The following is a 16,855-nucleotide window of genomic DNA, read 5'->3' on the forward strand; positions in this document are numbered from 1 at the left end:
GAGAGGAGTCGAAGAACCATAAATGAAGCGACTATTCAATTAGAATAGTCGTTTTTTTATTATCGTAATTTCGTGTGTGAAAAAGTAAATAGGGAATATTCTGAAAACAATTGACAAACTTACTACATAAGTAGTAAAGTAATTTATGGAATATATATACTACTTAAGTAGTAAAAGGAGAAACGTATGAATGAAATTGTAGGAACATTAAAAGAATTTGGGTTGACGGAGTATGAGGCAAAGATCTATGTCTCTCTCCTTAGCAATCAACCATCCAACGGCAATAATATTGCGAAGTTATCAGGGGTTCCGGCTCCAAAAGTATATGGAGCTTTGCAAAAAATGAAAGAACAAGGACTGGTTTTTACAGTTTCTGGGGGGAAGAATGGAAAACAGGTGCGTTACAGTCCTCTTCCGTATAAAGATTTATTAAAAACGAAGAAAGACACTTTTATGAACCAGCTTGACTTTTTAGATGATTCACTTGCAGAGGTCTCATCAAACAGTGATGTTGACTGGTCGGAATTGTTCATGGTAGAGGGATATGAGTCTTCCATGGAAGTAGTAAAGACTGCTATTGAAGAATGTCATTCACAAATCATTTTAAGCTGCTGGAAAAGGGAGCTTAATGGATTGAAAGATCTTCTTTTAGAAACACACCATCGTGGAGTAAAAGTCGTAACTTTAGTTTTTGACGATAAGCCAGTAGATGTCCCTTGGATCAGTTTCACCCATTTTAAAGAGGGTTTAGCTCTGGAGCGCCATAATGGAGAATTTTCACTCGTAGTTGACAATCGGAAGGCCATTTTGCTTCAGTCCCTGGAGAATTCACCTCACTCCGTGGTATCGAGTCATCCTGTTATGGTTTCAACGACGCGGAATTATATAAGGCATGACATTTATGTCAATCGAATGATCAATGATTTTGAGAAAACAATTACTGAACACTATGGTACTGAATTAGAAAATTTGATTGCAGATTTTTAATTGAACGGAGATAAAGTAGGGATCAATCATTTGGTCCCACTTTCTTCATAGATTTTGAAAGCGCTTTATAATTCTAAATTATTATTGGGAGGAATTTAGCATGGAAAAATTAATAATCACAGTAGCACCAACGGGGGCACAGACCACTCGTGAGCATACACCTTACGTGCCATTAACACCTAAGGAGATTGCAGATTCGATTTATGAGTCATGGAAAGCGGGAGCAGCTATTGGTCATGTTCATGTAAGGGATATTATGGGTGAAAATACAATGGATCTAAAGGTTTACCAGGAAGTAATTGATCGTGTACAAGAAAAGTGTGACATCATTCTTAACTTAACAACCGCTGGGGGATTAGAGACGACAGAAGAAGAACGACTGCGTGTATGTGAATTAAACCCGGAAATGGCTACATTTGATGCCGGCTCAATGAACTTTGGGGAAGGGGTTTTTTATAATACACCTAGCTTTTTAGAGAAACTGGCGGAGGAAACACAGAAGCGGAATATTAAACCCGAAATTGAAGCTTTTGACGTAGGGATGATACATAATGCTTTGCGTATAGCCAAAAAAGGGCTGATTGAAGAACCTTTTCATTTTCAATTTGTTTTAGGTATCGCGGGAGGCATGCCGGCTACTCCGAAAAATCTGATGCATATGGTTGAAAGTATTCCAGACGGCTCTACTTGGTCAGCCATTGGAGCAAGCAAGCATCAGTTAACCATTAATACAATGAGTATTTTATTAGGTGGTCATGTAAGAGTAGGAATGGAAGACAGTATATATTTTAGGAAAGGTGAGCTGGCTCAGACAAACGCTCAGTTTGTAACTCGCATTGTAGAGCTGGCCGATACATTAGGCAGAGAAGTAGCTACTCCAGAGGAAGCTAGACAGATTTTAAGTATGCAGCCTAAAAGCGAAAGCATAGGAGGTAGAACATGAGAATAGCAGTTTTGGGAGCAGGATCACTAGGGATAATTATTGGGGCGCTCATAAAGAAAGGCGGTTATAAAGTTGATCTAATCGATATAAATTCGGAGAACGTAGAGGCGTTAAATCAAAATGGAGCAAGGGTGACTGGATTTTTAGAAGAAACTATTCCCGTCTCCGCCATCCACCCGGAACATTTAAGTCATACTTATGACCTTGTCTTTTTACTTACTAAGCAGGTTTATACGGAGGATTCCTTAACAGCCATTCTTCCATTTCTTCATAAGGAAAGCATTGTTTGTACCCTGCAAAACGGTGTTCCTGAAGAAAAGGTGGCCGCTTTAGTTGGCAGTAATAGAACAATGGGCGGAGTTGTTGGATTTGGAGCGACCTGGTCCGGCCCTGGTGTTTCTGAACTAACTACAGAGCTACACATTATGAAAAAATATGCGTTTGATGTTGGGGAACTGGATGGAAAACCAACAGCCCGGGTTCATACAGTGAAAAAAATTCTGGACAAGGTCGGACATTGCGAGATTACGACAAACATTCAAGGGGTGAAGTGGTCTAAATTATTAATGAATGCGACCTTCAGCGGAATGTCAGCAGCACTTGGCTGTACGTTCGGAGATGTATTAAATAATGCAGTGGCTATGAAAAGCTTAGCAAACATTGCTGATGAGACGATTAAGGTCGCTCGTTCACATCACGTTGAACTCGAAAACATGCAGGGGAAAGATTTTAGAACGCTGGAATTGCAATCACAAGAAGATGTGAAAGATAAACTGGAATTCTATCAGGAAGTATGGGGCCCCCATGCAAACCTTAAAGCCAGTATGCTGCAAGATTTAGAGAAGGGCAGGACAACGGAAATCAGCTACATTAACGGTTATATTGCAAAAAAAGGAGAACAGACAGGTATAGAAACTCCCTTTAATGATTTAGTCGTTCAGCTGGTGAAAAAAGCTGAAGAAGAAACCAAACTTCCTGTGTTTAAAGAGAACATAACGAAGTTCGAGCATTTACTAGAATCATATGCAAGCGCCTTCAAGTGAAGGTGATATTCCTAAGAAAGGTGGTGAATGGCATGCTCACTGCATTAATCATCTGGTTGAGTACGATTATATTTTCGCTCACTTTAGGTACATATTTGTGCTATAGAATTGAGCGTCACGGGGTAGAGCGCTGGGGAGCTAAAGGAAGGCTTTTTAAATATAAGTAAGAGGGAGGAGTGATGGAGATGACCTATTTAATTGTGCTCGGTTTGTATGTTGCTTTTATTATTTGGACATCCATCAAAAGTCTAAGACAAGCAGAATCTATGTCTGACTTCACCACCGGCGGCCATCGGATGGGACTGTTATTAGGGATCGGAACAACTACAGCTACATGGGTTAGTGTGGCTTCAGTTATGGGGGTTCCAGGCTATTTATATAGTAATGGCGTATCTGCGATTATTGGCTGGGTTGCTGGATGGTTTTTGGCAACCGCACTCATGCCCTTAGTTGCTTATAAAGTTCGAAGACCAGAAATTCCAGCACGAACCTTTCCAGAATATATTCATATGAGATTTGAACCCTTTCGAAAAGTCAGCCATTTACGCACAATAGTCGGTGCCATTATGTTTATCGGATACTTTTTATTTGTTCATTTACAGGTAGTTGGATTCGGTATTGTCTTCTCTACAATTACAGGGTTTGATTACAAGTATGCGATATTCGCTTTTTTAATTTTTCTGCTCTTCACTAGTATTGGGGGATTCTGGTCTGTTGCAGCAACCGATACGTTAAATACGACATTAATTGTCGTTGGGGTCGTTTTAGGCGGCGGTGCAGTGCTAGCGGCAACTGGAGGCTGGGATACCATCATGAATACAATCTCTACAACGACAAACCCAATAAATATAGGCGGCAGTGACATTCCAGAAGGGTCAATGATATCTCCAGTAGGTACGTTTGGTTTAGGAGCTTTATTTGCCATTTTCATGTCAAATGCTGTAGGCTCGATAGTCTCCCCGCACTGGGTCACAAGAATGCTGGCTCCTAAAAATATTAAAGTTGCTGTTCTTCAAATCATGGGCTCAATACTTGTCTTAACAGTTATTTTTATTCCATTAATTATTATGGGGTTAGGTGCTAAAACCTTAATACCCAGCCTGCCTGCTGGTCAGACAACAGATTATATCATTCCAGTCATTATACAGGAATATACACCTCCTTTAGTGGGAGCTCTAACCTTAGTGGCTTTATGTGCAGCAGCCGTTTCTTCAGCAAACTCCATGCTGTTACATTGTGCGACTTCTGTATATTACGATGTTTATTTAAATATTTTCCCTAAGAAGAATGTTGATGAGAAGAAATTTAATATGAATCTCAGGATTGGGATGTTCGGAATCGCTTTGATTGCAGTTATAAGTGCCATTACTCCACCTTGGTTTTTAGCTATGGGCTTTACTTATGTTTACGGAGGCTTTGGTGCGGTGTTTTTTGCTGTCGTAATTTTAGGGTTATATTGGAAACGAATGAATCGAGCCGCCGCCTATGTGTCCATGCTAATCGGACTCTTTACATATATCGGCGCGCAATTTGCGAGTGCTACCAATCCATTTTTAATTGCTTTAGCTGCCTCTTTATTAGGTGTTTTATTTATAGTCTTTACTACAAAAAGGTCACCTGTGGAAGGCTATGAGCCTTATTTCACAGCAGAAATCAGTCCATCAACTAAACAAACGATTATTAATATACAGAGGAACCAATCTGATCAAAATGTAACAAGTGATGAACAAGAATTCGCAAAGAAAGACGCATGAATAACGTATTGATTTTGTGAGGTGCTTATAATGAGGTTTTCTGGTCAAACGGTTATGATTACTGGGGGCTGTAAAGGTATAGGGTACTCAACAGCCATAAAGTTTTTAAAAGAAGGCGCTAATGTTGTGATTCTCGATTTAAATACACAAGAGACTGAAGCGGCAGTAAGCCGTCTTCGAGAATACGGAGATAAAATAGAGGGTACCGCAGCAGATGTAACCGATCGATCATCAGTAGCTGCCGCTATTCAGTTTACAATCAATCGATTTGGTTCTATAGATGTATTAATTAACAATGCAGGTATCACTCAGGATGCTCAATTATTAAAAATGGAGGAAGAGCAGTGGAACAGCGTGATAGATGTGAACCTCAAAGGTGTCTTTAATATGACACAAGCCGCTGCTTTACAGATGAAAGAACAAAATAGCGGAGTTATATTAAATGCTTCCTCTGTAGTAGGACTTCATGGGAATTTTGGCCAGACAAATTACGCAGCATCTAAATCAGGAGTCATAGGCATGACAAAAACCTGGGCTAAAGAACTGGGACGCTATAATATTCGTGTGAATGCCGTAGCTCCAGGGTTTGTACTGACGGATATGGTGAAAAAAGTGCCGGAGAAGGTATTAAACTCAATGAAGGAGAAGTCTTTGCTAAAGGATATTGGGTTGCCTGAAGATATTGCAAATGCCTATGCATTCCTGGCATCTGAAGAAGCAAAGTTTGTAACAGGAACCGTGCTGAGTGTGGATGGAGGTCTGACCCTCTAAGAAAGGGGAGGGAAACCATTAAGAAGAGAGAATTAAATGTCTCCCTTCTTTTTTTATGAAGTTAATAGCCTCGTCCTCTTGCACACATTTCATGAATTTCCAAATACGGCATATAAATAGATGAGGGGTGGGAATATGGAGAAGAAAAAAGGGAAATTGGATTGGTCAAAGTTTTCCAATGAAGTGGATCAAGTGCTTGGGGAGGATTTCTGGAATGATCTCACACATGTTATCCCAAAACGAGGGCCGTCCTATGATATGTATGAGACGGATACAGAAGGAATTATTATTTTTGAAATGCCGGGGCTGCAGTCGCTAAACGAGATACAAATTAAGCCACAGGGAACGAATCTTGTACTGGAGGGTATAATTAAATCTCCTTATCATATACCACATGACCAGCTGCTTCATAATGAACGATTTACAGGGAAGTTTAAACGCTCGGTTTCTATCCCTTTTCATTACTCTTCAGAAAAAATAAGTGCTCGATATAAAAATGGGCTCCTCGAAATCCGAATACAAAAAGAGCCAATTAATGAAATTAGGATCAATATGGAAGAAGAATAAGGATGGGATTTCCTCCACCGTAACATGGATCATTTTTGCCGATCCAGAGCAGCTATCTGAATTACTGGGAGGTGAATATCATGACTCCTCATATCCGATTTAACAATTTCACCATTGATAATGTAGCAACTTCCTCAGGTGTGTTCTCAGGTGATAATTTTCAAAAGGGATTCTCTTCAAAAGGCCGCAATTATGAAGGGAACGGATCAATCTCCGGTGATCACAATCTCATCATAAATAACAAACATATCATTAAGAAACATCAAATAGAACAGGAACTTCCTTAATGTGGTTTTCAAGACGGAATAAAAATAGAGACGAGAAGACCGATAAGGATGAAAAAAGCGAAATTGAAAATCTGAAGCAGCAAATTTCTCTTTTACAGCAAGTGTTAGAAGCAAAAAAACAACCAGTTGAATATCATTTTCATATTGATCATGTTGATATTCATCACCCGAAGCTGGAAGAACTCACTTTCCAGCTGGATCAGATCGATATTGAAGACTTGAGCGGGGCATTGAACGTAGGGAATAACTTCGGGGTCACGATTGGGAGTAAGAAGAAAAAGGAAATCGAAGAATCAGATAAACATGGTCCAAAAACTAAAACGACGAAAGATGGGTATTCATTTTCTTTTAATCAAAAGGAGGGATGAGATACATGCTTTCGCCGAATTTTTTCATTCATACGATCAGAATTGGAACGGTAGAGGGAGCGTCATGTGTTAATTTCGGAAATAATGCACCAAACGGTTTTGAAAGTTACCAGAAGCTCAATCAAGGCTTCGGCTCCATCAGTGGAGACAACAATTCCATTGAAGGGCTCCGGTCTTTATTAAATGACTCAGCGATCCTCGACATGCTGATCAATAGTGAGGAACACCAGCTCCCGGAATGGACGCAGGAAATGATAAAAGAAAAGCTAAAAAAGGACGGTTAATTTCCGTTTCCTTCTTTAGCTTTTCTAACGGGAAAATCGATCAGGTCATTGTCCTCAACGACATTCACATTTTGATAAAAGATATTATGTTTCCCGATAATACTCCCTTGCCCAAAGTTATTTTTAATATAGGAGTTCCAATTAGACTGAGTGTTTTCCCCATTAAAAACACCTGAGTTTCCCGATAGATTATTAATATTGATGGAATCGAAAATAATATTCATCATAACCCTTAGTACTGGATATTCGGAAGTGGGTTTCCATATTCAGGGTTGAAGCTTGGTGTATCGATCACATCATTGTCATAGAGTACATTTAAATTATTGAGTGCGATGAAAAAACCAATAGGCATTCCAGCTGCGAAATTGTTTTTCCCCTGCCAATTCCAGTCCTGTTGATTATTTTGCCCTGTAGAAATTGTGGCGTTTTCGTTGATGGAATTGACGGCAATTTGATTGAATACAACGGATACAGGCATGTAATCCCTCCTAATTAAACTCTGTATGGTTAGCCTATTCCTTCACCAAAGTATTGGTGCATCCAACTGATTTAGCCGTCACAGGCATTACTCCACTTGATGATTTCTATTTACTAATCCATCTCTTCCTTTAAGAATGAGAGGTTTTTTATTTTTCACTAAAGGCGATTTTCAATCCGATAAATGCAAAGAGCGAACCTTCCACCATATTGATCTTTCTTGAAATGTATGGATGCTTACGAAGATAATGGCTAATTTGTCCAGAGAGAACACTAATGGCTGAAAAAATAACCAGCGCTTGAACGAGAAAGATTAGGCCATATATAAGCATTTGAGAAGTAACATTTCCGGCCGATTGATTGACGAACTGAGGCAGAAAGGCAAGAAAAAACAAGGAAACCTTTGGATTCAGAAGATTCATAATGACACCTTTTCTATATAAAAAACGATAATTTGAGGTATCTTTTGCTTCAACATTAAGATTAGAAGCTTTTGCCGTGAAAGCTTTATAAGCAAGAAAAAGTAAATATAGAGCACCAGCATATTTAACAATAGAAAAAGCTATTGCCGACTGATAAATAACGGTGGAAATCCCTAATGTGGCTGCAGAGATATGAAATATTAAGCCTGTGCAGAGTCCAAAAGCTGTAGCAATCCCTGAATTTTTTCCATTCGAAATGCTTTGAGCAAGAACAAATAAATTATCTGGACCCGGCATCAAAGTAAGCAGTATGGCAGCACCTAAAAAGGAGAGAAGTAATGTAATTTCCATAGTTATTTCCTCCACACTTAGTAAATAACTAATATCTTAGCATAGATTTCTAGTTTCTTGGAGGAAATATCCCAGGTGGAGGTATGATTACTTCATTAATTTTTGAGATAACGGGTATACTCCAAGGCTTTGTACGACTAAAGAAATTAATACCGCTGCAAATCCAAGAGAAAGAATCATATCAATTTCTCCTCCTCCTTTGGATTGAAGTTCCAGGATGAGGTAAACGGACATTGTTCCTTTAAGACCTGACCATGTGAGCATGATGGATTCTTTTGAATTGATCTTATGCCTCCAGTGAGGGAATAGCTGAGTGGTACCAAAGATAATAACAAACCTTATAACTAGTGAGAGTAAAAAGATAATGATAGCAAATCCCCAGGCTCCAAACATAAGGTGTTGGGCAGATTGGATGCCAATTAAAAGAAAGATTAAGGCTAATACCGTCAGTTCAATAATATTCCAAAAACCATCGAGTTTATCACGCAGGTCATTTTCCTTGATCGCTTTTCCAAACTCAAAGGAAAGCATAATGCCGGCGAAAACTGTAGCAAGTACACCAGAAAGATGGAGAGCCTCCGCCAAATTGAATACACCAAAGGCTAACACAATCGAAAGCATCACCTGATACTCACGGTTATGAGTGAAGTGGACAGCCTTGCTGACGAGCCAGCCAAATAACACACCGATGAGAGTACCGCCGATAGAAACGATTAGGAATTCCCCTAAGAACGAAAGAGCTTCAAATGATTTCGCTTCTGTCAACATGCCTGCCAGGACTGTGAAGATCACTATACTTGTTCCATCATTAATCATCGATTCCCCTTCGACCACATCAGCCAGCTTTTCATTACTTGTCGAACTTTTCAGGATCGAGGTAACAGACACCGGATCTGTCGGTGTTAAAATAGAAGCGATCATTAAGGCGCCTAAAAAGGATAACGAAACAAACGGACCGCTTAACACAAAAATCGCTGCCCCAAGTAATACTACTGTTAATATAATCCCGATTGTCGCAAGGAAACTGATAATACCGGCATTGTTTTTAAGGCCTTTTGATGGAAACCGGTAGGCGGACGAAAACAGCAGTGGAGGAAGGAAGAGGTGATAAATCATATCCTTCGTCACTTCGATTGATGCAAAATAAGGGATAAAAGACAAGCCGATCCCTAGTAGAAGCAATACGGTAGGTACAGGGAAATTCTTTTGCTTTTTATCAATTGTAAAAATAATATAGCCAATAAATATCAGCAGAATAAAAGGTGCAGTTTGCACAACAAAATAACCTCCTTATAGACTAATCCCTGGGTATGAATATTTTGCTGGGATAAGGTCTTAGTTATAGTGGTTGGTTATCCTTTTTCTACTATAATAAAACCTGCTGCATTGAGATGAGGAAGTTCCACCTATGGAAGTTCTAAAAGTGAAGAAGGGTCTTTTTAGTAATGAGAAAAAAGATGTCCATTTAGATAGATATCCTGTAAAATTAACTTGACTGAATTTTCTAAATAAATAGGAGAGGAGCTGGTAGAATGAAACAAAATATGAAGGTGGTACAAACCAGGTCGTTTCGTTAATGTGACTAAAAATTTTTAGGAGATGAGACGTTGAGAGCATTGTTCTTTTTATATGAAGGATATGTCGATTGGGAGATCAGTCCTCTATCCTACATGTTAAATATTTCAGACGTCCAGATTAGGACGACAGCTTTAAGTGATGAAGTTACTCATAAAGGGAATTTTCGAATAAAGGTTGATTTGAATATTGAAGACTGTGATCCCTCTGACTTCGATATTCTGATTATCCCTGGAGGTGAGCCTGCTCCGTTTGATAAGGATGAACGATTGGTAAACCTTGTAAAAGGCTTTGATGAACAAGGGAAAAAGGTTGCAGCCATTTGTGGAGGCCCGGCATTTCTAGCAGCTGCAGGGGTGCTTCGGGAAAGAAAATATTCAACATCTATTGATGACAATCCAGAGTATAGCCACTATTTCAATGAAAAATTTATGAGTGAAAAAGACGTGACCGTATGTGAAAACTTAATTACTGCTGAAGGCAATGCCTATATAGAATTCGCTATTGCTGTTGGGAAAGAATTAAGGATTTTCGAAGACAGGGAAGACGAGTTAGAAACGGTCTTGTTTTTTAAGAATCAATTAAGAGGATAGGGGAATTCCTCTTAAGATACCAAGGATTTCTTTAGAGAGGAGAGCGGTTTATGGGAAATATCCAAAAGATCACCCCAAACTTCTGGTTCGATCATCAAGCGGAAGAAGCGGCACAGTTCTATACCTCTATTTTTCACGATTCAGAGATTTTACAAGTCCATCGTTACATGAATGCAGGGCAGGAAATACACGGAATGGAAGAAGGCTCTGTCATGACGGTAGATATCAAATTAGAAGGGCAGAACTTTGTAGCATTAAACGGAGGCCCGCATTTTAAATTTAATGAAGCCATTTCCTTCATCGTTCACTGCGCCGATCAGGGAGAAGTGGATTACTTCTGGGAAAAGCTGTCTGAAGGTGGAGACGAAGCAGCACAGCAATGTGGCTGGTTAAAGGATAAATTCGGAGTCTCCTGGCAGATCGTCCCTGATCAATTGCCAGAACTGATCAACCATTCAAATCGGGCGGTTGCTGAAAAAGCAATGACGGCAATGCTGCAAATGAAAAAAATTGATATCAATGTTCTAAGAGACATTCAGGAAAGCGGTACTGAATAGGTTTGTTTTTTGGAAAAACTAGAAAAGGTCGATCACTCGCAGTGATCGACCTTCTTGACTTATTCATCAAAAGTATCTGGATAGAAGCCTTCCGCAAACGTTTCAATAGAGTAAGCCATTCGGTTTCCCGGTAGAACACTTTCCAATGAAATCGTTACGAAATTTTCATTTTGTACACTTTCTAATTGGGAGAGTACGGGATGGTTTTTTATTTCTTTTATTTTTTGGTCCAGGGAAGGTTTGTCATAATCATGAATCACAATAACATCCGGATCTCTGGATAATACTTCTTCATAGCTGACAGTGGCCCATTGTTTGTATGTTACATCATCGAAAATATTCTTTCCACCTGCTGATCCAATCAGTAATGTTTCAAAGTTGGTCCCTCCCGCTGTGAACACTCCTTCACCGCCGCTGTCATAAACGAGGACATCGACAGGATCTTCCTGTGAGACTTTATCTTCAACATTAGAAATTCTTTCTTTTTGATCAGCGATAAAGGCATCTGCCTTATCTTCGGCATTGAAAATTTTACCAATGTCGTTAATTTCTTTATAGGTTTCTTCTAAAGTGGAGGCGCTATTTACATAGGTTGTAATGCCATAGTCTTTTAGTTCATCTATATTTAAGCCTTCTTCGCCAAACTCCCAGTCAATTCCATATATAAAATCTGCTCCGCTCGTTAAGACAGCTTCTCTCGTAGCGGATCCATAAGTTAATTCCGGAATCTGTTCATATGCCTCTTCATACTGAGGCAGTGCTCCACGGCTGTGATTATCTAAGCTGTTTCCGATCACATAATCACTGAGGCCTAAGGCTATAAATAATTCGGTTGCATTGGGTCCCAGTGTTAATACTTTAGAAGGCTTTTCGGTAATCGACAGCTCTCTATCATAATTTTTAATAGTGATTGTATCGCCGGAAGCTGCATTTTCGGTTGATTCTTCCTCTGACGATTCTCCACACCCGGCAAGAGCTATACTAATGAGTCCAATCCATATCCATAATCCCCACTTACTTTTGAGCAACGTTGACCTCTCCTTTTGGAATAATACTTTCTGGTAAGTATGTAATCATTACCTTATTTGTGACAGGGTGGATTCTGACATCTGTATTTATTTTAAAAACTTCATGTAAAACTACGGATGTTAATATCTCTTCTGGAGTTCCTGATGCATAAATGGATCCGTCTTTCATGACATAAATCCTGTCACAATAAAGTGCTGCAATATTCAAGTCATGAATGGCGGAAAGTACAGTGACGCCTAAATCCTTAATAACATCAAACAATCGAAGCTGATGATGGATATCCAGGTGGTTTGTCGGCTCATCCAGGATAAGAAAGTCTGTCTGCTGTGATAACACTCGTGCCAGCAGGACGCGCTGTTTTTCACCACCGGAAAGATAGAGATAATTTCTTTCCGCCATTTCCTGCATCCCGACTTTTTTAAGGGAATCATGGATGATTTGTATGTCTTCTTTCGTGTCACCTTCAAAAAGCTTTTTATGAGGGCTTCTTCCCATGGCGACAATATCGTTTACAGCAAAGTCGAACGGTAAGGTATTGTCTTGTCCAATGACGCCTAGCTTTTTAGCTATTTCTTTTACCTTGATATCTTTATAGTTTTTATTGTCTAAGTAAATAGATCCTGAGTCAGGACTGAGCACGCGATACAGGTTTTTCAACAATGTAGACTTCCCGCTGCCATTCGGCCCTATGACGCCAACAAATTCTCCATGAGCAACATTCATACAGATGTCTTTTAAAACTGTACTCTCGTTATATGAAAAGCTGAGGTTTTCTACCTGTAGTTTCATAGTTAGTCTCCTTATTTTCTAGCCTTTCGTTTTAGTAACCAAATAAAGAAAGGACCGCCAATAATGGCTGTTAAAACACCGATTGGCAATTCTTCAGGGGCTATAATTAATCGTGCGGCAACATCTGTCCAGACGACTAATATTCCTCCTATAAAAGCACTGACGGGCAGAACTTTTTTATGGTCAGAACCAATTAACAGTCGAGTAATATGGGGAACCATTAAACCTACAAACCCAATCGATCCGCTTACGGCAATCGTCACACCGGCTAATAGTGAAGCAATTATAACGAGCATGGTTTGGAGGATATTTACGTTAAACCCTAAAGTTCCAGCTGTTTCATCCCCGGCCAATAAGGCATTGAGCGCTCGATAATTGATTAATAGAATCGTCATGCACAGGATCATTGCCAGAAGGGGAAGGGTTAAATAACCCCATTTAGCGCCTGCTAAGCTGCCAGCCATCCAAAACGTAGCATTATGTAATCCTAAGGCATTAGGGGCACTTAACGTAATAAACTTTGTGATCGATTCCATGATCAAGCCTATAGCCACACCTGATAACAGTAATTGAGTGATGTTGATTTTTCCATTCACCCGGGAGAGAGCATACACAAGTATGATGACGAAAGCGGCACCGAAAAATGCACTGATAGATAGGGAATAGGTACCGAGAAAAGAGAAGGTACCAAATAACATACCGAGCGTAGCAGCGGCAGAGGCCCCTGAAGATACACCAAGAATAAACGGATCGGCTAAATGATTTCGCACTAATGCCTGTAAAGTAACACCTGTTAGAGATAAGGCAGCCCCTACTAATAAACCAAGAAGAACTCTAGGCAGTCGTAATCCCCATACAATATTTTCGTCTACTTGAGTCCAGTCACTTTCTATCACATGAGACAATAAGGGAAGTTTACTGGCAAGGATCTTTAATACCGTTGGGGCAGGGACAGAAACCGGCCCTATTCCTGTCGCAAAGATTACAGTAACGATACTTACTAATAGTAAAGCTAGAATAATAATGGTAAGCTTTGTTTCTTTTAAACCTCTAGGTCGTCGTTCTATGAAGTTCAACATTTTTTCATTCCTTAAACTATAATAAAGTCCTTTTATGTAATCATACAGAACATTCTTTAATATGAAAAAGTTAACATATTTTTATAATTCAGAATAGGGCTAATTATCGTCTGGTCTTTATTTTTTTCGAGAATAATAGGGAGAGGTATTTTTAGTAATAAAGAAACTTTTTAATTAGAGGAATCGTATTTAATATATATCGTTTTAAGCGTCTGCAAAGGGGAGTTAAGGTGGAATAGTGGATTTCTACATTTATACTAAAAATAAAAGAGGTGAGGTTATTTAATGAAAACCACTGATTTTTCAAAAGTAGCGCAAGTTTACGATCGCAACCCATTCAGATTTGAAAAACTAGAAATGGATATGGATGTAAGAAACTTTATAAATAATCACCCTAAATCTACATACAAATTGTTAGATCTTGCTTGTGGAACGGGTATTTACCTTCAACATCAACTTTCCTCCTTTAAGAATTACAACATGGACTGGTATGGGCTTGATGCTTCTCAAGATATGCTGGATAAAGCAAAAGAGAAATTAGAAGATGTTGTATTTAATCATGGTCGTGCTGAGAACATGCCTTATGAAGATGAAACATTTGATATCATAACGAATTATTATGCTTTTCATCACTTTACGGAAAAAGAAAAAGTATTAGATGATATTCATAGGGTTTTAAAGAAAAACGGAGTATATAAATTGCATAATATCAATATTTATGGCATGAAGAATTGGTGGCTCTATCATTACTTTCCAGCTGCTTTGCTAGAGGATTATAAAAGGTTTTGGACTCATGAAGTAATTTTTAGGGAGCTTTCTTTAAGAGGGTTTGAAGTAAAGACTGAATGCATATATCAAATGGAACATATAAAGGCAGCAGACTATATAGGGCACATTGAAAATAGAGATATTTCAGTGCTTACACTTATTGCAGATGAAGAATATAACCAGGGTTTTAATAGAATGAAGTACGATTTAAAAAGAAACCCCGAGCATAAGATTCTCAATGACTTTTCGGAAATGGTTTGTATTGCTGAGAAAAAATGAAAGGGGTTTTTACCGTGGGAGATATTAAAGTGGAATTCGAAGTGAAAGCCTTTGGAGAAGAAACGTCTAAGGACTACGAAGAGGCAATAAAAACATTAGAAGTTTTTAGAACAAAAGCTCTTCCTAAAGAGACGACGCTTGCACAACTGGAAGAGAGTATTAGCGAACTGTTCAAGGAAGTAAAACAGAGCTATGAGCATGACGAAATCCAGCTTGGGGCAAAAGTGGTCATAAGGGCGAAAGAGGAAGATGGACATGTCGTGTATTTAGGTTAATTTAAATCTTCAAGGAGGGAGCTTATGGGTGAAAAGAAATCACCTGAACAAGAAAGGGAATCCTTAAAACAAAAGGAGGCAAAGGAAAATTCGGCAGGTAATTTAAATGATGCTTTTCAAAGAGGCTCTAGTGGCAGCTTATTTGATTTAGTAGGAAGTATGAGCTGGAAAGTAACAGGATTAATAATTTTGTTCCTGATCATAGGCTTTATTGTGGCAGCATTCTTGCTTAATTGATTACAGTTTTAATTAGATGGACAGACGTAATCCCAATTGGCGTCTTGCATGGAAGTGTGGAGGAGGTGGCGAATGTGGAGGTTATTAAAAGGAATATCACTATTAGAGAAGGACGGCCAGAGGATGCAGCAAGGATACTTGAAGTTCAGAAGCGTGTAATTGATGAACGAATTTATTTAATTACCGCTCCAGAAGAATTTAATCAAACGAAAGAAGAAACAAAAAGCTGGATACAAAAAATTGAGCAAAACAAAAGAGAGACCCTTTTTATTGCAGAATATAAAGAAACCATTGTCGGGTGGCTGGTCTTTCAAACAAATAATCGTAAGAGGCTGCAGCATACAGGTTCCTTAGGAATGATGATAGCAGAGGGTTATCGAAACATAGGAGTGGGAAAACGACTTATACAAGAACTTTTAGCATGGGCAGTTGAAAGCCCGGGAATTGAAAAAGTCTGCCTGGGAGTATTCCGATAAATGATGCTGTGGATCACCAGCAAAAACATGGAGGATTCCCAAACAGTACAAATGGAAAACTTCCGCTGCCTATTAGGTTGATCGGATACTTCATAGCTGTCGGGATAGTTTTAATCATTCTATCTGCTTTGATTGGAAACTTTATGTTTAATTAAGTAAAGGAGGCGGGAGAATGAATCTCGAAACTGAAAGGCTTAACTTTCGCAGATACAACGATCAAGATATTGACTTTCTCTTTCATTTATTAGCTGATTCTGAAACTGTGAGATATATAGGTGAAGGGAAAACAAGAGATAGAGAAGGTGCTCTTAACTTTCTAAAAAAGATTTATGCTACATATAAACTTGGACCAGACACAGGGCTGATGATCATAGAAAAAAAGGACGACAACATTCCAATAGGCCATGCAGGGCTGATACCACAGGTAGTAGAGGGAGCGGAAGAGCTCGAAATAGGATATTGGGTTTCTCGTGATCAGTGGGGGAATGGATATGCTACAGAGGCAGCAAGAGCTCTTAAAGATTATGGAGTGAAGCAACTAGAAAAACAAAGAATGATCTCGTTGATTCAGTCTGGAAATACGGCATCAAAAAGAGTGGCAAGCAAAATAGGAATGGAATTAGAAAAGAAAATTCAATTAGATGGGCAGAATGTTGAGGTTTATTCCGTTAAAGACTGAAGCTGTACGCTAAGATGACCTTAGGTTGAGGGGAAAAATGAAACAATTCTTTCTTACACCATTAGTATCACGTAAAATCGACAAATACGTCCTCATTCCTGGTGTGATCATTGGCGTTTTTATTTCAAGTTATGGAAGGATGAAGGGACTCTCCCTTATAGAAGAGCTTTTTCTTCTCCTTGCTGTGATCTTTTTATTCACTATAGGTGTCGCAGCGTTCCGGTGGTGGTGGAAGAAAAGCAGGAGAAAGAATTAAAATGCTTCC

Annotated in this window: 24 protein-coding genes; 17 read left to right on the forward strand and 7 right to left on the reverse strand. The window is 39.1% G+C overall.

The window, feature by feature from the left end:
- Nucleotides 1-186: 186 nt before the first annotated feature.
- The 9 genes from B7E06_RS03900 to B7E06_RS03940 all read left to right on the forward strand — a co-directional run bounded on the left by B7E06_RS03900 (nt 187) and on the right by B7E06_RS03940 (nt 7,004).
- A complete protein-coding gene (locus B7E06_RS03900; RefSeq protein ID WP_082232759.1) occupies nt 187-987 on the forward strand; it encodes a TrmB family transcriptional regulator in 801 nt (266 codons plus the stop codon).
- A 100-nt stretch (nt 988-1,087) separates the two neighbouring features.
- Nucleotides 1,088-1,930 carry a beta-keto acid cleavage family enzyme gene (locus B7E06_RS03905; RefSeq protein WP_082232760.1) on the forward strand — a complete coding sequence of 281 codons (843 nt, stop codon included), beginning with the start codon at nt 1,088-1,090 and terminating at the stop codon, nt 1,928-1,930.
- Nucleotides 1,927-2,973: a ketopantoate reductase family protein gene (locus B7E06_RS03910; protein WP_082232761.1), complete on the forward strand. Its 1,047-nt coding sequence runs from the start codon at nt 1,927-1,929 to the stop codon at nt 2,971-2,973. The genes B7E06_RS03905 and B7E06_RS03910 overlap by 4 nt, the downstream gene beginning before the upstream one ends.
- Before the next feature lie 185 nt (nt 2,974-3,158).
- The gene (locus B7E06_RS03915) at nt 3,159-4,727 is read left to right on the forward strand and encodes a sodium:solute symporter family protein (RefSeq protein WP_082232762.1); all 1,569 of its coding nucleotides are present in this window, start codon (nt 3,159-3,161) and stop codon (nt 4,725-4,727) included.
- A 30-nt stretch (nt 4,728-4,757) separates the two neighbouring features.
- Nucleotides 4,758-5,498: a 3-oxoacyl-ACP reductase FabG gene (gene fabG / locus B7E06_RS03920; protein WP_082232763.1), complete on the forward strand. Its 741-nt coding sequence runs from the start codon at nt 4,758-4,760 to the stop codon at nt 5,496-5,498.
- Between the two features lie 135 nt (nt 5,499-5,633).
- On the forward strand, nt 5,634-6,065 hold the full coding sequence (locus B7E06_RS03925) for an Hsp20/alpha crystallin family protein (RefSeq protein WP_082232764.1): 432 nt from the start codon (nt 5,634-5,636) through the stop codon (nt 6,063-6,065).
- Between the two features lie 80 nt (nt 6,066-6,145).
- On the forward strand, nt 6,146-6,352 hold the full coding sequence (locus B7E06_RS03930) for a hypothetical protein (RefSeq protein WP_082232765.1): 207 nt from the start codon (nt 6,146-6,148) through the stop codon (nt 6,350-6,352).
- On the forward strand, nt 6,352-6,720 hold the full coding sequence (locus tag B7E06_RS03935) for a hypothetical protein (protein ID WP_082232766.1): 369 nt from the start codon (nt 6,352-6,354) through the stop codon (nt 6,718-6,720). Before B7E06_RS03930 ends, B7E06_RS03935 begins: the two co-directional genes overlap by 1 nt.
- A 5-nt stretch (nt 6,721-6,725) precedes the next feature.
- Nucleotides 6,726-7,004 carry a hypothetical protein gene (locus tag B7E06_RS03940; RefSeq protein ID WP_082232767.1) on the forward strand — a complete coding sequence of 93 codons (279 nt, stop codon included), beginning with the start codon at nt 6,726-6,728 and terminating at the stop codon, nt 7,002-7,004.
- Here B7E06_RS03940 and B7E06_RS03945 read toward each other — a convergent pair.
- The 4 genes from B7E06_RS03945 to B7E06_RS03960 all read right to left on the reverse strand — a co-directional run bounded on the left by B7E06_RS03945 (nt 7,001) and on the right by B7E06_RS03960 (nt 9,529).
- Entirely contained in the window at nt 7,001-7,231 is a 231-nt protein-coding gene (locus B7E06_RS03945) for a hypothetical protein (protein ID WP_143414447.1), read from the reverse strand. The two genes, B7E06_RS03940 and B7E06_RS03945, sit on opposite strands and share 4 nt — an antisense overlap.
- Before the next feature lie 5 nt (nt 7,232-7,236).
- Nucleotides 7,237-7,482, reverse strand: a complete 246-nt coding sequence (locus tag B7E06_RS03950; RefSeq protein WP_082232769.1) for a hypothetical protein — start codon at nt 7,480-7,482, stop codon at nt 7,237-7,239.
- A 148-nt stretch (nt 7,483-7,630) separates the two neighbouring features.
- A complete protein-coding gene (locus B7E06_RS03955; RefSeq protein ID WP_082232770.1) occupies nt 7,631-8,254 on the reverse strand; it encodes a LysE family translocator in 624 nt (207 codons plus the stop codon).
- An 87-nt stretch (nt 8,255-8,341) separates the two neighbouring features.
- Entirely contained in the window at nt 8,342-9,529 is a 1,188-nt protein-coding gene (locus B7E06_RS03960) for a cation:proton antiporter (RefSeq protein ID WP_082232771.1), read from the reverse strand.
- A gap of 332 nt (nt 9,530-9,861) precedes the next feature.
- On the opposite strand from B7E06_RS03960, the gene B7E06_RS03965 reads away from it, so the two are divergent.
- Nucleotides 9,862-10,422 carry a DJ-1/PfpI family protein gene (locus B7E06_RS03965; RefSeq protein WP_082232772.1) on the forward strand — a complete coding sequence of 187 codons (561 nt, stop codon included), beginning with the start codon at nt 9,862-9,864 and terminating at the stop codon, nt 10,420-10,422.
- Between the two features lie 50 nt (nt 10,423-10,472).
- Nucleotides 10,473-10,979 carry a VOC family protein gene (locus B7E06_RS03970; RefSeq protein WP_082232773.1) on the forward strand — a complete coding sequence of 169 codons (507 nt, stop codon included), beginning with the start codon at nt 10,473-10,475 and terminating at the stop codon, nt 10,977-10,979.
- Between the two features lie 59 nt (nt 10,980-11,038).
- On the opposite strand, the gene B7E06_RS03975 is transcribed toward B7E06_RS03970, so the two are convergent.
- From B7E06_RS03975 to B7E06_RS03985, 3 genes are read right to left on the reverse strand one after another with little or no spacing between them, the layout of a single operon-like run.
- Nucleotides 11,039-12,007: an ABC transporter substrate-binding protein gene (locus B7E06_RS03975; RefSeq protein ID WP_082232774.1), complete on the reverse strand. Its 969-nt coding sequence runs from the start codon at nt 12,005-12,007 to the stop codon at nt 11,039-11,041.
- Entirely contained in the window at nt 11,994-12,797 is an 804-nt protein-coding gene (locus B7E06_RS03980) for a heme ABC transporter ATP-binding protein (protein WP_082232775.1), read from the reverse strand. The genes B7E06_RS03975 and B7E06_RS03980 overlap by 14 nt, the downstream gene beginning before the upstream one ends.
- Before the next feature lie 11 nt (nt 12,798-12,808).
- Nucleotides 12,809-13,876, reverse strand: a complete 1,068-nt coding sequence (locus B7E06_RS03985) for a FecCD family ABC transporter permease (RefSeq protein WP_082232776.1) — start codon at nt 13,874-13,876, stop codon at nt 12,809-12,811.
- 285 nt (nt 13,877-14,161) lie between these two features.
- Between B7E06_RS03985 and B7E06_RS03990 the strand changes: the two genes are divergently transcribed.
- The 6 genes from B7E06_RS03990 to B7E06_RS04015 all read left to right on the forward strand — a co-directional run bounded on the left by B7E06_RS03990 (nt 14,162) and on the right by B7E06_RS04015 (nt 16,846).
- Nucleotides 14,162-14,923 carry a class I SAM-dependent methyltransferase gene (locus B7E06_RS03990; RefSeq protein WP_082232777.1) on the forward strand — a complete coding sequence of 254 codons (762 nt, stop codon included), beginning with the start codon at nt 14,162-14,164 and terminating at the stop codon, nt 14,921-14,923.
- A gap of 14 nt (nt 14,924-14,937) precedes the next feature.
- The gene (locus B7E06_RS03995) at nt 14,938-15,198 is read left to right on the forward strand and encodes a hypothetical protein (protein WP_082232778.1); all 261 of its coding nucleotides are present in this window, start codon (nt 14,938-14,940) and stop codon (nt 15,196-15,198) included.
- Between the two features lie 24 nt (nt 15,199-15,222).
- Nucleotides 15,223-15,435, forward strand: coding sequence for a DUF6366 family protein (locus B7E06_RS04000; RefSeq protein ID WP_082232779.1), 213 nt, complete (start codon nt 15,223-15,225; stop codon nt 15,433-15,435).
- A 74-nt stretch (nt 15,436-15,509) separates the two neighbouring features.
- On the forward strand, nt 15,510-15,911 hold the full coding sequence (locus tag B7E06_RS04005) for a GNAT family N-acetyltransferase (RefSeq protein WP_179133941.1): 402 nt from the start codon (nt 15,510-15,512) through the stop codon (nt 15,909-15,911).
- 172 nt (nt 15,912-16,083) lie between these two features.
- On the forward strand, nt 16,084-16,590 hold the full coding sequence (locus B7E06_RS04010) for a GNAT family N-acetyltransferase (protein ID WP_082232781.1): 507 nt from the start codon (nt 16,084-16,086) through the stop codon (nt 16,588-16,590).
- Nucleotides 16,591-16,627: 37 nt separating this feature from the next.
- Nucleotides 16,628-16,846: a hypothetical protein gene (locus B7E06_RS04015; protein WP_082232782.1), complete on the forward strand. Its 219-nt coding sequence runs from the start codon at nt 16,628-16,630 to the stop codon at nt 16,844-16,846.
- Nucleotides 16,847-16,855 lie beyond the last annotated feature (9 nt).

The organism is Halobacillus massiliensis, assembly GCF_900166625.1.
Classification (GTDB): Bacteria; Bacillota; Bacilli; order Bacillales; family Halobacillaceae; genus Halobacillus_A; species Halobacillus_A massiliensis.

Bases quoted from the DNA above. Each gene is read 5' to 3' on its own strand.
- fabG (WP_082232763.1), top strand. From the start codon at position 4,758: ATGAGGTTTTCTGGTCAAACGGTTATGATTACTGGGGGCTGTAAAGGT.
- B7E06_RS04015 (WP_082232782.1), top strand. From the start codon at position 16,628: ATGAAACAATTCTTTCTTACACCATTAGTATCACGTAAAATCGACAAA.
- B7E06_RS03900 (WP_082232759.1), top strand. From the start codon at position 187: ATGAATGAAATTGTAGGAACATTAAAAGAATTTGGGTTGACGGAGTAT.
- B7E06_RS04010 (WP_082232781.1), top strand. From the start codon at position 16,084: ATGAATCTCGAAACTGAAAGGCTTAACTTTCGCAGATACAACGATCAA.
- B7E06_RS03925 (WP_082232764.1), top strand. From the start codon at position 5,634: ATGGAGAAGAAAAAAGGGAAATTGGATTGGTCAAAGTTTTCCAATGAA.
- B7E06_RS03980 (WP_082232775.1), bottom strand. From the start codon at position 12,797: ATGAAACTACAGGTAGAAAACCTCAGCTTTTCATATAACGAGAGTACA.
- B7E06_RS03945 (WP_143414447.1), bottom strand. From the start codon at position 7,231: ATGATGAATATTATTTTCGATTCCATCAATATTAATAATCTATCGGGA.
- B7E06_RS03950 (WP_082232769.1), bottom strand. From the start codon at position 7,482: ATGCCTGTATCCGTTGTATTCAATCAAATTGCCGTCAATTCCATCAAC.
- B7E06_RS03970 (WP_082232773.1), top strand. From the start codon at position 10,473: ATGGGAAATATCCAAAAGATCACCCCAAACTTCTGGTTCGATCATCAA.
- B7E06_RS03905 (WP_082232760.1), top strand. From the start codon at position 1,088: ATGGAAAAATTAATAATCACAGTAGCACCAACGGGGGCACAGACCACT.
- B7E06_RS03955 (WP_082232770.1), bottom strand. From the start codon at position 8,254: ATGGAAATTACATTACTTCTCTCCTTTTTAGGTGCTGCCATACTGCTT.
- B7E06_RS03930 (WP_082232765.1), top strand. From the start codon at position 6,146: ATGACTCCTCATATCCGATTTAACAATTTCACCATTGATAATGTAGCA.
- B7E06_RS04000 (WP_082232779.1), top strand. From the start codon at position 15,223: ATGGGTGAAAAGAAATCACCTGAACAAGAAAGGGAATCCTTAAAACAA.
- B7E06_RS03940 (WP_082232767.1), top strand. From the start codon at position 6,726: ATGCTTTCGCCGAATTTTTTCATTCATACGATCAGAATTGGAACGGTA.
- B7E06_RS03935 (WP_082232766.1), top strand. From the start codon at position 6,352: ATGTGGTTTTCAAGACGGAATAAAAATAGAGACGAGAAGACCGATAAG.
- B7E06_RS03985 (WP_082232776.1), bottom strand. From the start codon at position 13,876: ATGTTGAACTTCATAGAACGACGACCTAGAGGTTTAAAAGAAACAAAG.
- B7E06_RS03910 (WP_082232761.1), top strand. From the start codon at position 1,927: ATGAGAATAGCAGTTTTGGGAGCAGGATCACTAGGGATAATTATTGGG.
- B7E06_RS03915 (WP_082232762.1), top strand. From the start codon at position 3,159: ATGACCTATTTAATTGTGCTCGGTTTGTATGTTGCTTTTATTATTTGG.
- B7E06_RS03990 (WP_082232777.1), top strand. From the start codon at position 14,162: ATGAAAACCACTGATTTTTCAAAAGTAGCGCAAGTTTACGATCGCAAC.